The sequence below is a fragment of the Sorangium sp. So ce887 genome (genome assembly GCF_051521455.1).
Lineage (GTDB): Bacteria > Myxococcota_A > Polyangia > Polyangiales > Polyangiaceae > Sorangium.
Window position 1 is genome coordinate 103,888 of record NZ_CP150354.1, and the last position, 12,876, is coordinate 116,763.

A 12,876-nucleotide genomic window follows, 5' to 3' on the forward strand; every position below is an offset into this window, starting at 1 on the left:
ATCCGACCCGGGCGGTTGCGGCGTGTCGGACCCGTCGGCCCCGGCGGCAACCTCAACCTGGGTCGGGTCCGCCGCAACCTGCGGCGGCAACCTCAACCTGGGTCGGGTCCGCCGCAACCTGGGTCGGGTCCGCCGCAACCTGGGTCGGGTCCGCCGCAACCTGGGTCGGGTCCGCCGCAACCTGGGTCGGGTCCGCCGCAACCTGGGTCGGGTCCGCCGGGTCCGCCGCAACCTGGGTCGGGTCCGCCGCCGCAACCTGGGTCGGGTCCGCCGCAACCTGGGTCGGGTCCGCCGCAACCTGGGTCGGGTCCGCCGCAACCTGGGGTCGGGTCCGCCGCCTCGGTTCCGGCAGCAACCTGGTCGGGTCCGCCTCGCCTCGCAGGCGGAGGCGCCTGACATACGAAAATTTAATTATTTCAAATATTTGTTGAACCGGCGCCCCCGGCCTGCTCCGGGCGGGGGCGCCGTTGGGGAGGGGCTCAGCCGTGTCGGCGGCGCCGGTGCAGCGCGGCGGCGCAGGCGCCGGCCGCGAGCAGGGCCCAGGGCACCGAGGGGCTGCCGTGGCCGTCCGCGCCTGCCGTGCAGGCGCAGCCACCGCCTTGCACCACGACGCCGTCGCCGGGCGGCGCCGTGGTGCTGCACGGACCGATGCTGTTGTCCGGGTTGCGGCAACCCGGGACGCACTCCTTCGTCGTCGCCCCGTCGCACACCATGCCGGCGCCGCAATCGCTGTCCTGCTCGCACGCCGTGGGCTGGTCGTCCGCAGGGTTGTTCGGATCGCGCTCGCCCGCGTCGATCGCGCCGTCGTGGTCCTCGTCCTCGTCGCCGTCGGCGGCGCCGCCGCCGTCGGTATCGGCCTTCGTCGGATCCGTCGTCGTGTCCCCGCCGTCGCCGTCGGGCACGCAGGTCTCCGCGTCAGCGTCCGTGTCCTCGTGCGAGCAGTCCTTGCCCAGCTCGGTCCCATCGAAGAGCCCGTCCCCGTCGCTGTCGGGATCGAGCGCGTTGATCTTCCCGTCCTCGTCTGTGTCGGCGCCGGGCTCGATCTCCTCGCCGTCGATCACCCCGTCGTCGTCGCTGTCGGCGTCGTCCGGATCGGTGCCGAGCGTCGTCTCCTCGCTGTTCGAGAGGCCGTCGTCGTCGCGATCGCCGCGGTCGTCCCCGGGGTCGTTCGGGTCGGTCTCGTTGCTGTCCTCGTCGATCGTGCCGTTGTGGTTCAGGTCCTCGTCGCCGTCGCTCTGGCCGCCGCGGTCGGTGTCGGGGTCCACCACGCTCGTCGTCGAGGCCCCGCCGTCGGCGTCCGGCGTGCAGGTCCCGGCGTCGCCGGCGGTGTCCGCGTCCTCGCAGCCCTTCCCCGCCTCGGTGCCGTCGAAGAGCCCATCCCCGTCGCTGTCCGCGTCCAGGATGTCCGGCTGCCCATCACCGTCCGTGTCGTCGCTGGGGTTCGGCTCCTCGCCGTCGAGCAGGCCGTCGTCGTCGGTGTCGCGATCTCCCGGATCCGACCCGAGGAACGTCTCGAGGTCGTCGCCCACCCCATCGCCGTCGCTGTCGACGTTCTGGCCGTCGTCGTCGCCGTGGCTGGCGGTCGGGTCGGTCTCGTCGGCCTCGATCGCGCCGTTCAGGTTGGCGTCCTCGGAGCCGTCGGTCGCGCCGCCCTGGTCGCTGTCACGGCGCACCGCCGACGTCGTCGTGGCCCCGCCGTCGGCGTCCTCCGCGCAGTGCCCAGCGTCGGCGTCGGTGCCGGGGCCGTCGCAGCGGAGGCCCATCTCCGTGCCGTCGTAGAGGCCGTCGTCGTCGCTGTCCACGTCGCGCGCGTTGATGAGCCGGTCGCCGTCCGTATCGTCCGACGGGTTCGGCTCCTGCCCGTCCGGCACGCCGTCGTCGTCGGTGTCGGCGTCGTTCGGATCCGTGCGCAGCGTCTCCTCGAGATCGTCGCTCAGCCCGTCTTCGTCGCCGTCCTCGTTGTTGCTGTCGTCGTCGCCGTGCCCGCGGGTCGGGTCGCTCTCGTCGTTGTCCACGACCCCGTTCAGGTTGGCGTCCTCCGAGCCATCGCTCACGCCGCCGTTGTCCGTGTCCGCATCGAGCGGCGACGTCTTCGTGGCGCCGGCGTCCGCGTCCGGGGTGCAGCGCCGCGACGGCGCGTCGATGCCGGGGCCGTCGCAGTCGAGGCCGAGCTCGGTTCCGTCGAAGAGGCCGTCGTTGTCGCTGTCGACGTCGAGCGCGTTGATGAGCCCGTCGCCGTCCGTGTCGTCCACCGGGTTCGGCTCGAGCCCGTCGGGCACGCCGTCGTCGTCGGTGTCGGCGTCGTTCGGATCCGTGCCGAGCGCGACCTCGAGGTCGTCGCTCATCCCGTCCTCGTCGCTGTCGGTGCTCAGCCGATCGTCGCCTCCCTGGCCGGCCCGGGGCTCGGTCTCGCCCGCGTCGACCGCGCCGTTCAGGTTGGCGTCCTCGGAGCCGTCGGTCACCCCGCCGCGATCGGTGTCGGCCTCGAGCGGCGACGTCCTGGTGGCGCCGGCGTCGCCGTCGGGGATGCAGTTGCCCGCCGCCGCGTCGGTGCCCGGACCGTCGCAGCCGAGGCCCATCTCCGTGCCGTCGAAGAGGCCGTCGTTGTCGCTGTCGACGTCGAGCGCGTTGATGAGCCCATCGCCGTCGTGATCGTCGGTCGGGTTCGGCTCGAGCCCGTCGGGTACGCCGTCGTCGTCGGAGTCGGCGTCGGTCGGATCCGTGCCGAGGTACCCCTCGAGGTTGTCGGCGAGCCCATCGCCGTCCGTGTCGACGATCTGGCGGTCGTCGGCGCCGTGCCCGGCCGTCGGATCCGCCTCGTCCTCGTCGAGCACGCCGTTCAGATTCGCGTCCTCCGAGCCGTCGAGCTCGCCGCCGTTGTCGGTGTCCTCGTCCAGCGGGTCGGTCGTCGTCGCCCCGGCGTCGCCGTCGGGCACGCAGTGCCCCGCCAGCGGGTCCGTCTCCGTCCCCGGGCCGTCGCAGTCCGTCAGCCCGCGCTCCGTCGCGTCGAAGAGGCCGTCGTTGTCGCTGTCGACGTCCCGCGCGTTGATGAGCCCGTCGCCGTCGGTATCGAGATCCCAGAGCTCCTCGGCGCTATCCTTGATGCCGTCGTCGTCGGTGTCGGCGTCGCGCGGGTCCGTGCCGGCGCGGTTCTCCTCGCCGTCGCTCAGCCCGTCGCCGTCGCTGTCGACGAGGATCCTCGTGGGCGGCGCGCCCGGCTCCGCGTCGTTGCCGTCCGTCGGGTACTCCTGGGCGGCCCCTCCCTCCGGGCTCCGCGCGGCGACGGTCGCCTGGTTCGCGATCTCGCCGTCCGTGCCCGGGTCGATGGTGACGCGGAACCGCACCGTCGTGGTCTCGTCGACGCCGAGCGACCCACCCTGGGCCGCGTCGGCGCCGTCGCCGAGACGGATGCGGACCGTCCTCGTGCCGTCGATGTACTCGCCCCCGTCGTCGCCAGCGTCGTCGGTCACGCCGCCCATGTTCGGGCCCGCGGTGATCTCGAGCGAGCCCGGGACGTAGGTGACCCCGGGGGGCAGCGGGTCGTTCAGCACGACCGCCGCGGCGTCGTCGTCCCCGGTGTTGGCGACGATGAAGGTGTATTCGAGCGTGTCGCCCGGCGTGACGCCGCCGCCGTTGAGGTCCAGGACCCGCTTCGTCGACGTGGCGAGATCCGGCAGGCGGGTCGGCACCGACGCGATGAAGCCGCCGAGCAGGTAGCCGTCGGAGGTGGAGCCGATCGCCTTGATCTGCGCCGACGTGTCGCCGGTCCTGAGCAGGTTGGACGGGACCCGGACCACGTCGATGTCGATGCTGCTCATGCTCAGCGGCGCGCCGGTGAGCCGCGGCAGATCGCCCGCCGACGACGACGGCGCGCCGAGGAACGAGCGGGAGCTGTTGAAGAAGTTGTTCGCCGGGTTCTGCAGGTCGAACAGCGCGGTCCCGTTCCACTGGATCGCGTCGCCGGACGAGCTGTCGCCGTCGTAGCCGATGACGCCGAGCTTCGCCTCGCCCGCGCCCGAGGGGACGACGAACCCCGAGATCGGCCAGGGCGCCGTCGCGTCGCTGGTCACCGCCTCCAGCCCGTCGAAGACGGCGAGGTAGCGCGCGGGCGCGGTCGTCAGCTCGTAGAGCACGACCATCCACCAGCCGGCGAACGTGAAGGCCTGGTTCTGGTTGTCACCGTCGAGGCGGGCCGCGTTGCTGATGCCGCTCAGGCGATAGGCCCCGGCGCCGCGCGCCTGCACGATGGAGGTCACGTCGGCGACCACCTGGGCGTGGGTGAGATCCGAGCTCGCCTGTCCCGAAAGCGCGCCGGTCACGTTGCTGGTGAAGGTGGTGCCAGGCCGATCCAGGGTCACGCTGAGATCGGCCGTGCCCGTCTCGCGGCTCGCCGCCCAGTAGAGGTACGCGTGGGTCACCCGCGAGCCCGGGGGGAGGTTGAGGACCGCGGTGCTGCGGGCCGCCGAGGGCGCTATCGTGTTGTTCGCCTCGGCCTGCCCCGCGAGCGGGCTGTCGGACCGCCAGTAGATGTCGGGCGCCGAGTCCCCGAGCGTCGCGCCGTCGCCGCACGCCCCGACCGTGCCCACCAACGGCGCGGGCGTGGCAGGCGCGCAGTCGTGCGCGAGCGTGTTGCCGATGAGGACGAAATCGCCCCGTTGCGCCACCTGGACCCGGTTCACCTGGGCCGCGTGCGAGGTCCCCGAGAGCGCCCCGAGGAGCGCGGCGCCGGTCAGCCCCGTGATTGCCAATCGCTTTGCCATCGACGCCTCCAGCCCTATGGCTGCTTCTTTGCCTTCTCGATGATGTTGAACTGGACGCGCCGGTTCTTCTGGCGCCCCGCCTCGGTCTTGTTCTCCGCGATCGGGACGTCGGGGCCGTAGCCCTTCGCCTGCATGCGCTCGACCGCGATGCCGTGCGCGACGAGCGCCTTCAGCACCGACTCCGCGCGGGCCTGGCTCAGCCTCGTGTTGAACTGGCGCGTTCCGCGGTCGTCCGTGTGCCCCTGGACCTCGATCTTGACGATCTCCGGGTGGTCCTTGAGCACGCCGGCGACCTCCTCGAGCAGCTCGTTGCTGACCGGCCGGATGGTCGCCTTGCCGATGTCGAACTGCACCTGCTGCAGGATGACGATCTCGGTCTCGGTCACCCGGACCGCCGTCGGGCACCCGTGCTGCTTCGGGTCCTCGTTCGGCTTGCCCTTCTCGTTCGGGCAGCCGTCCTGGTCGTCGCGGATGCCGTCGCCGTCGGTGTCGCCCGGGCAGCCGTTCGTGGCGGGGTCGGTCGTGGCGATGCCGGGCAGCTCCGGGCACGCGTCCGACGGATCGGGGATCGTGTCGCTGTCGCGATCGGGCGGCGGCGGGCAGCCGTGCTTCTTCGGGTCGTCGCTGGTCGGGCCGGCCTGCTCCGGGCACGCGTCGACGTCGTCGGTGATGCCGTCCTTGTCGAGGTCCCCGGGCGGCGGGCAGCCGTTCTTCTTCGGGTCGGGGGAGGCGATGCCGGCCACGGCGGGGCAGGCGTCGTCCGCGTCGAGGATGCCGTCGCGGTCCGCGTCCTTGGGCGGCGGGCAGCCGTTCTTCGCGCGATCCGCGCTCCCGACGCCCGCGACGTCCGGGCAGGCGTCGGCGTCATCGAGGATGCCGTCGCCGTCCCGGTCCTTCACGGGCGGCTTCACCTCGGGCGAGTAGGCGACCATGGCCACCGCGCGGAACGAGGGCGTGCCGACGCCGGCGGTGAGGCCGGGGCCCACGGCGAGCCCGGCCTCGAAGTCGCTGGCGAAGCGGTAGCGCCCGCCGAGCAGGGCTTCGAGGTTGGTCGTGCGCTGCTGGACATCGGAGACGGTGATCGCGCCGGTGATCTCGGGCCCGATCTGCAGCCGCCGCTCGTCGTCGAGCAGCAGCCCGACGCCGGCGCCCCAGTGCACCGTCGTCCCCTGCTCGACGTTGGCGAACTGCCGGTTCGACCGGAACTCGGGCCCGGCGGCGAGCGACCACACCGCGCGATCCAGGTGGCCGCCGAGGACGAGCTGCGGACCGCCGCGCACGTTGCCGTCGCCGGAGTACGCCTCGGGGTCGCCGGTCGGCAGCCACACGTAGCCGGCGAGGGCGATCTGGAACGGATCGAAGTAGTCGCCGTAGAGGGTCGCGCGCGCGCCGAGCCGGAGATCCCCGAGCGCGCTGCTGGTCGGCGGCGGGAGCACGGCCCCCGAGGCGGCCCCGCCGTCGCCGGACTGGAGCGCGAGCGGCAGATCGACGTTCACCGTGAGGTGCTTCCAGAGGGAGAGCGAGGCGCTCAGGTGGAGCAGGAGCTGGCTGCCGACGACCTTGCCGTCGCCGAGCCCCTCGTTCCCGTCGAGCCGCCGCAACACGAGCGGATCCTGGGCGTAGTCGCCGAGGATCATGATGTGGGGCGATGCGTCTCCTGCTGTGTAGGCGGACTGGACACCGAACATCCTGTCGCCGGCCGGCGCGGGCTGGAACCTGTCGAGCGCGAACCCTTCGGGTCTCGCGGGTTCCTGCGCTTCGGCCTGAGCCGCTGCGCCGAGCAGGCACAGCGCCGCCGCGAGCGCGGCCGTCGGATGGGTCCCCTGTGTACGAGCCGGCATGAACGAGGTCGCCTCCCTAGCGCGAAGGAACAGCAAGCCCGAGGAGTATCGACCGAAACGCCTGCGGCGTTCAACGTTTCACCAGGTTTTCACGCGCGCGGCGGGCGATCGAGCCGGCGCGAGGGAGGCGCTGTGTGCGTTGCGGCGCGGGCCCGGTCGCGGCGGCCACGTCGCCCATTCACGGTGCGCCTTGAGCTGGCGTACGGCGTTTCCCGCATGGAGGTCAGGTCCGCTGGCGTCGTGCGGCCGTGCTGTGTCACCGCGCACGGCAGGGTTGCTACCGGAGGGTAGCGGCGGTAGAGCGGCCATCTGACCCCGCGGCACGCGTTGGCGTTGCTCGCGGCACTCGTTTAGGAGGCACCATGGCCCGCGAACCCAAGAACTTCGACAATCTCCTCGGCGGCAACGCCAAGGGCTTGAGTGATCTGCAGCTCAAGGCGCATTTCACGCTGTACCAGGGCTACGTGAAGAAGCTGAACGAGATCTGGGAGCAGCTCGGCAAGGCGGATCGCAGCGCGCCGAACTACTCGTACAACGCGTACAGCGAGCTCAAGCGCCGCGAGCCTGTCGCGTTCAACGGCACGGTGCTGCACGAGCTGTATTTCGAGAACATCGGCAACGGCTCGACGCAGCCGAGCGCCCGGACGAAGCAGCTCATCGAGGCCTCGTTCGGCAGCTTCGACAGCTGGCTGGCCGACGCGAAGGCGGCCCTCCTGAGCGCGCACGGCTGGACGGTGCTCGTGTACGACTACCAGGAGAAGAAGCTCTTCAACAACCTCATCCGGACCGAGCACGATGTCGGTCTGTTCGCGAACACGCATGTCATGGTCGCCGTCGACGCCTGGGAGCACGCCTACTTCGCGGACTACCAGACCAAGAAGGCGGACTACGTGGCCAACGTGCTCTCGGGCCTGAACTGGGACGTGATCAACGCGCGCCTCCAGCAGGTCGGTCAATAGTTCGTCTCGTCCCACGGCGGGGGCGTTTGTCCCACGGCGGGGGCACGCGCCCCCGCCGCCCCACCACCCCGCGATCCACACGCGCTGACCGGGGCGTGATGCCGCTTCGGGCCTGACGTTCGTCGCAGCCTGATATGAGCGCTTGCTGGGGCGTGATGTGTGGGGTGTCGGGCCTGGCGTTCGTCGCAGCTTGGTACGAGCGCCTTCTGGGGCGTGGGGTGTCGGGCCTGGCGTTCGCGGTCAGAGCTCGGCTGTGCCGTGCTGGCGTAGGGTCGTCGGCAACGACAGGGCGTGATCGATGCAGGCACGGATGTCGTCGAAGTTGGTCAGGCCGTACCAGAACACCGTCCAGCTCTCGTTGCGGTAGCTGCCCTCGGCCTGCTGAAAATACCAGGGGTTGATCTCGTTGCCGTTCCGGGCGCGCCAGAACAGCTTCGGGTTCTCGTTCTTCATCCGCGTCCAGAGCGAGCCGCCGATCCCCACGCCCTGCGCCTCCGTGGTCACCGCGAACTTGTCGAGGTACGGCGTCAGGGGCGCCCTCTCGCCCGCGTCGAGCGTGAGGATCGCCGTCGCCCGGTACGAGTCGGACAGGTAGATGCGGTAGAACGGCTTCTTGTCGAAGTAGTGCTCGTCGAGCTTCCGCTCGAAGCACGCCTCGAGCAGATCGCGCAGCCGGTTGCGATCGATGCCGTCCAGCGTGTCGTGCCGCAAGATCCGCTCGCCGCGGCGGACCAGCGTGCCGGACCCCGTGTGCGTGAAGAGCTCCTTCGCCAGGTGATCCGGCGACGTGATCGACACCGAGGAGGTCGCCGGCAGCCCGTCGAGCAGGAGCTTGATCTCCTGCAGCTTGAGCCGCATGCCCCCGGTGAGCCAGGGCTGGGTGACGAGGCCCGCGTAGTCCTCCTCGAGGTTGATGGCCGAGATGATGCGCCCATGCTCGTCGAGGAGGCCGCCCGTGCTCGTGAGGAAGATCATCTTGAACGGCTGCGTCGCGAGCGCGAGCTCGCGCGCGGCCACGTCGGCGTTGATGTTGACGATCTGCCCGCCCGACGTCTCGCCGAGGCAGGCGAGGATGGGCAGGTGCCCCGCGCGGAGGCTGGACCTCACCGCGTCGACGTGGACGCGCTCCACCCTGCCCACCAGCCCGAGGCGCCCCTCGTCCATCAGCGACGCCTCGAAGACGCCGGCGGTGATCGGCCGCGTGCGCGTGCCCATCTCCTCGAGCGCCTCGACGAGCCGCAGGTTCTCGCGGAGGAAGACGCGGCGAGCGATCTCCAGGACGCGGGGCGTCGTGACGCGCAGCCCGTCGACGCGCTCGGTCGGGATGCCCGCCTCGGCGAGCGCCCGATCGAGCTGCGGCCCGGCGCCGTGGATCACGATGGGATACAGCCCGACCTGGTTCAGGAACACGAGCGAGGTCGCGAGCGCCTCGATGTCCTCGTCGAGGATGGCGCCGCCGACCTTGATGACGGCGAACTTCTGCTGATCGACGGCCGCGTACTGCTTCAGGTACTGCTCGACCTCCTTGCGGCTGCCGAGGTTCCTGAGGAGGCGGACGATGACGTCTTGTGTCGAGCCCATCGTGGTCACCACCCGTTGGCCAGCACGTCCATCACGGCCTTCTGCACATGCAGCCGATTCTCGGCCTCGTCGATGACCATGGATGCGGGCGAGTCGATCACCGCGTCCGTGACCTTGACGTTGCGCCGGGCCGGCAGGCAGTGGGAGAAGAGCCCCCCCGCGGTGAGCGCCATCTTCTGCTCGTCGACGATGAAGTGCTTGTGCCTGTCGCGGATGGGCTTCTCCTGCTCCCAGCGCCCGAAGTAGGGAATCGCGCCCCAGCTCTTCGCGTACACGACGTGGGCGCCCCGGTAGGCAGACTCGATGTCGTAGGTGATCGAGAGCTTCCCCCCGCTCTCGGCGGCGCTCTTCCTGGCGGCGTCGAGGTAGCGCTCGTCGAGGTGGTACTCCTCGGTGGGGCAGAGGAGCGTGACGTCCATGCCGAGCTTGGAGGCGATGAGAACGGCCGAGTTGGCGACTGCGGTGTTGAGCGGGCGCGGGTGGTACGTCCAGGTGAGGACGAACTTCTTGCCGTCGAGGCGGCCGAGGCGCTCCTTCATGGCGAGCGCGAGCGCGAGCTCCTGGCACGGGTGGGTGATGGTCTCGAGGTTCACGACCGGCACGGTCGCGTGGCGGGCGAACCCCTGGAGCACCTTGTCCTGGCGGTCCTCCTCCCAGCGCTGGAACTTGGGGAACGCGCGCACGCCGATGAGGTCGGCGTAGCGCGAGAGCACGCGCGCGACCTCCTGGACGTGCTCCTCCGGCTCGCCGTCCATCACGGCGCCGTCCTCGAACTCGATGGGCCACGCGCCCCGCCCAGGCTCGAGGATCACAGCGTGGCCGCCGAGCTGCCGGATGCCGACGTCGAAGGAGGTGCGCGTCCGCAGCGAGGGGTTGAAGAACACGAGCGCGATGGTGCGATCCTTGAGGCGCGAGCCGATCGGCCTCCGCTTGAAGCGCTGCGCGCGCTCGAGGAGGCCCTCGATCTCGGCGCGTGTGTAGTCCATCGTGGTCAGGAAGTGCCGCATCGAAAGCCTCCTCGTCTGCGCAGCGCGGAGCGGGCGCTCGCATTGGAGCAATCCTGGCGGCGATGTCAACGATGCACGCAGGCCGGCGCGGCGCGCGCCGTCTGGCGGAGTCGAGCGCCGGATCCGCGCGGCCGCCGCGCTCCCTGGCGGGAGCGGCGACCGGCGTTCCGGCGGCCTCGGCCCGCAATGCGCGACGGCCTCGTTCACGAGAGGCCGCGGTGCACGCCGCCGCCGAGCGGCTGGGCTCAGCCGACGACGTCGGGCCTCGGCGGCAGGTACGGCGCCACGCCCGGAGGCCGCTCGCGATACCACCTCTCGTGCATCGGTACGACGCCGCTGGGCCACCTGCGCGCCCTGCGCATCCACGGCGCGATCGAAGGTGGCCGCCTCCGGTGGGGGCCCCCCGCCGTGCACCTGCACGGTCGGGAAGAAACAGAGGCACTGTCAGGATTGCACGGGCTGATTTCAGGATCGAAAGGAGGGACACACGTCCCCTACGAAAAATGCGCGGAAATCCACGGGGCAGCGCTTGGTCCGCATCCTGCTAAACGTGGAGGCGGAGCGCCCGTGACGGTTTCCCCCCCCCACCGTCGAATGGGCGCTCTTTTTTTGTGCACTTGCGGCGGCGTGGCGTGAGCGCGCGGGGGTTCCGGTGACGCTGGTCGTGATCCTCACGGTGCGGTGCGAGGCGCTCGACGCGTTCCGCGCGTACGAGAGGAAGGCCGCGGCCGTGATGGCCCGGTACGGCGGCGCGATCGAGCGGACCGTGGTGACCGCGCCCGACAGTTCTGGGCTCAGCCTGAAGGAGATTCACCTCGTCACCTTTCCGGACGAACAAGCCTTCTCGGCGTACCGCCGCGACGGCGAGCTCGGCGCGGTGGCGCACCTGCGGGACGCGTCGGTCGTGCAGACCGAGATCCTGCGCGGGGAAGAGGGGCCGGACTACCACGCTGCCTGCGGCTGAGCCGATGGCGCGTTGAGGTGTCTTGAACCGGGCACCGGGCCAGACGCGGCCGAGCATCGCTCGCGCTCTGCCTCTCTGTGCTCTCCATGCCTCGGCGGCTCCATCTCGCCAGCCTCGCGCTGGTCACGGTTCGAGGCCCGGGACGCGCTCCTCTTGCTCGGGCGGCTCGGCGATGCACGCGGTGGCGACGCGCCGGAATCCGACCCGCTCGTAGACGCGCGCGACGTCGTCGTTCTGCGCGGACAGGAACACCGTGCGAATCCCGGCGTCCAGGGCGTGGCGGGCCAGGACCGCCGTGACCGCGGCGGCGAGGCCCCGCCGCCGGGCCGCAGGCAGCGTCCCGACGCCGACGATCTCGGCGACGTCCTGCGCGTGCTGGTAGCTGCCGGCGCAGAGCGGACCGGCGAGCGCGCCACCGCGACCCCGAGCGGCCGCGTGCACCATCGTCCCCTCGAGCAGCGAGGCGTTCCAGGCGGCCACATATCCGGCCGGGAGCTCGGCCGCGGCGGCGTCCCGCTCGGCCGGTCCCGCGGGGCCCGCCGCGGTGCTGAGCGCGCTGAAGGCGACGTGCGCGACGGCCTGCACGGCGGCGAGATCCGGGTCGCGCGCGGTGATGACCGAGAGCGAGATGTCCTTTGGCAAGGCCGGCTGGACGGGCTCGCCGCGGAGCACGAGCAGCGGGCAGCGCCGGACGCGCAGGCCCGTCGCCTCGGCGGCGGCGTCGAGCCCGGGGGTGGTCTCCAGCACCCACTCGAACGCCTCCGGGATCGAGAGCTCCCGCTGGCGCGCGCGCACCGCGGCCACGTGCTCGGCCGACAGAGGGCCGCGATGATCGAGGGTGGGGCGGGCATAGTAGGGCCAGCCGTCGCCGCGGCGAACGAAGAGGGTCAGCGGCCCGTGGTCCTCGGCACTGGCGTGCCGGCGGGGGACGGCATCGTAGAACCGCTCGATCTCGGCAAGGATGGCGCTCACGGGCCGCGATTGTGGCATCGGCCGCGCCCAGGCGCGAGGGAACCCCGGGGCTCTTCGCGGGGGGCTCCCGCGGTGTCACCTGGCGCCCTGCGAGCAGGCGCGCGATGGCTCCTCCGACGTGTCGCCGCCGAGCCCGATCCTCGACGCTCCGGTGAGCGCCTCAGCTGCGAACGATCGAGATCCGAGGATCCGAGAGCAACCAGAAGTACGTGCCCAGATTACCCGCCGTGAGGATGAGCGCCACCGCGAGCCCGACCGGCCCGATCTCCTTGAAAACGTCACGCCCCACCGCGGCGATCACCCCGATACCGATCATGGAATAGGATTGAAATCGCCTCATCTTCGCCGCGTGCGCGACGAGCGTGTCCCGGGCCAGGTAGGGGCTCACGAACCCGAGCGCGACGCCGGGCACGGTGGGCCAATACGACAGCGAGTGCACGGTGAGCGCGGCGGCGCCAATGAGTCCCAGGACGCCCGCCACGACGGCGCGCACCACGCCCCACTTCCCTGCGTTGGTGCGGAACTGCCGCCATCGGTCGCGCATGGCGCCATCCTGCAGCACCGAGCCCATGGATCGACCGAGCAATGAACCGCTAAAGCGCCAAGAAGGGAATCAACCCTTGGCGTCCTTCGCACTCTGGCGGTTCGAAATTCTGCTCTTGCGGGGTGCTGAAGGAAGTCGCCTGGATGGCGAGGTTCGTCGCCTCCGAGCGCTGAAACGCAGGCCGGGTTTCGCCGTTCAAGGCGGTCGCGGCAAAGCCCGCCGAGCCGAGGCCGGCCGAGGCGCCCGCG

At 71.2% G+C, this 12,876-nt stretch carries 8 protein-coding genes; 2 read left to right on the forward strand and 6 right to left on the reverse strand.

Features of this window, described 5'->3' with window-relative positions:
• Window positions 1-479 precede the first annotated feature (479 nt).
• Window positions 480-4,760, reverse strand: coding sequence for a hypothetical protein (locus WMF36_RS00400; protein ID WP_437577565.1), 4,281 nt, complete (start codon window positions 4,758-4,760; stop codon window positions 480-482).
• Between the two features lie 14 nt (window positions 4,761-4,774).
• Window positions 4,775-6,601: an OmpA family protein gene (locus WMF36_RS00405; RefSeq protein WP_437577566.1), complete on the reverse strand. Its 1,827-nt coding sequence runs from the start codon at window positions 6,599-6,601 to the stop codon at window positions 4,775-4,777.
• A 362-nt stretch (window positions 6,602-6,963) separates the two neighbouring features.
• On the opposite strand from WMF36_RS00405, the gene WMF36_RS00410 reads away from it, so the two are divergent.
• A complete protein-coding gene (locus WMF36_RS00410) occupies window positions 6,964-7,560 on the forward strand; it encodes a superoxide dismutase (RefSeq protein ID WP_437577567.1) in 597 nt (198 codons plus the stop codon).
• A gap of 240 nt (window positions 7,561-7,800) precedes the next feature.
• Here WMF36_RS00410 and WMF36_RS00415 read toward each other — a convergent pair whose 3' ends face one another.
• Together WMF36_RS00415 and WMF36_RS00420 are read right to left on the reverse strand one after the other, a co-directional pair.
• The gene (locus tag WMF36_RS00415) at window positions 7,801-9,141 is read right to left on the reverse strand and encodes an acetylglutamate kinase (RefSeq protein ID WP_437577568.1); all 1,341 of its coding nucleotides are present in this window, start codon (window positions 9,139-9,141) and stop codon (window positions 7,801-7,803) included.
• 5 nt (window positions 9,142-9,146) lie between these two features.
• Window positions 9,147-10,148, reverse strand: coding sequence for an N-acetylornithine carbamoyltransferase (locus WMF36_RS00420; protein ID WP_437577569.1), 1,002 nt, complete (start codon window positions 10,146-10,148; stop codon window positions 9,147-9,149).
• Between the two features lie 652 nt (window positions 10,149-10,800).
• Here WMF36_RS00420 and WMF36_RS00425 point away from each other — a divergent pair.
• Window positions 10,801-11,112, forward strand: a complete 312-nt coding sequence (locus WMF36_RS00425) for a hypothetical protein (protein WP_437577570.1) — start codon at window positions 10,801-10,803, stop codon at window positions 11,110-11,112.
• A gap of 123 nt (window positions 11,113-11,235) precedes the next feature.
• Here WMF36_RS00425 and WMF36_RS00430 read toward each other — a convergent pair whose 3' ends face one another.
• Window positions 11,236-12,084, reverse strand: coding sequence for a GNAT family N-acetyltransferase (locus WMF36_RS00430; protein ID WP_437577571.1), 849 nt, complete (start codon window positions 12,082-12,084; stop codon window positions 11,236-11,238).
• A 160-nt stretch (window positions 12,085-12,244) separates the two neighbouring features.
• Complete coding sequence (locus WMF36_RS00435) at window positions 12,245-12,655, reverse strand: hypothetical protein (protein WP_437577572.1); 411 nt, start codon at window positions 12,653-12,655, stop codon at window positions 12,245-12,247.
• Window positions 12,656-12,876: the final 221 nt, after the last annotated feature.